Consider the following 1,207-nt stretch of genomic DNA (forward strand, 5'->3'; position numbering starts at 1 on the left):
CCTTCAGGTCGCAAAAGAGCTATACGATTTCGTAAACGAAAAAGCAATTCCAGGCACAGGTGTTGATCAAGAAGCATTTTGGTCAAGCTTCAGTGCTATCGCGAACGAACTAGCACCACGTAACCGTGAGTTGCTTGCAAAGCGTGATGATATCCAAGCTAAGATTGACGCTTTCCACACCGAGAGTAAAGGTCAAGACTTCGATTTCGCAGAATACAAAGCATTCCTACAAGAGATTGGTTACCTTGTAGAAGAAGGTGCTGACTTCGATGCAACTACTCAAAACGTAGAGCCAGAAATTGCTGAAATGGCTGGTCCTCAGTTGGTTGTACCTGTAATGAATGCACGTTTCGCATTGAACGCTTCTAACGCTCGTTGGGGTTCACTATACGATGCGCTTTACGGCTCTACTGTTATCTCTGAAGAAGGTGGTGCAGAGAAAGCAAAAGGCGGTTACAACAAAGTGCGTGGCGACAAAGTTATCGCATACGCACGTGGTGTTCTTGATACAGCGGCACCATTGGCTGCTGGGTCACACGTTGGTAGCACTAAGTACGCAATTGAAGGCGGCAAGCTTGTTGTGTCTTTGGCTGACGGTTCAACAACTGGCCTAGCACAAGAAGAGAAGTTCGTTGGTTACACAGGTGATGTTGCTGCGCCGACTTCTATCCTTCTTAAGAACAACGGTCTTCACATTGAAATCTTGATCGATGCAGACAGCCCAATTGGTTCAACTGACGCTGCTGGCGTTAAAGACCTAACTATGGAAGCTGCACTAACTACCATCATGGACTGCGAAGACTCAGTAGCAGCTGTTGATGCAGAAGACAAAGTTACTACATACGGAAACTGGTTAGGCCTTATGAAAGGTGACCTTGCTGAAGAAGTTTCCAAAGGCGGCAAAACCTTCACGCGTGTTATGAACAAAGACCGTGAATTCACGGGCACTGATGGCAATACGTTCTCATTGAAAGGTCGCTCAATGCTATTCGTTCGTAACGTTGGTCACTTGATGACTAACCCAGCGATTCTTCTTGAAGACGGCAACGAAATTCCAGAAGGCATCATGGACGGCGTGATCACAACCTTGATCGCTATTCACGATTTGAAAGGCAACAGCCCATTCCAGAATTCAACAACTGGTTCTGTAAACATCGTTAAGCCTAAGATGCACGGTCCAGAAGAAGTTGCATTCGCAAACGAATTG

1 protein-coding gene is annotated in these 1,207 nt (G+C 46.2%); it reads left to right on the plus strand.

Annotated elements, in window-relative coordinates; translation table 11 throughout:
* Positions 1–1,207: malate synthase G (locus A3762_RS16355; protein ID WP_156493521.1), on the plus strand; the 1,207-nt coding region annotated here is incomplete at both ends.

It is taken from the genome of Oleiphilus sp. HI0125 (assembly GCF_001635355.1).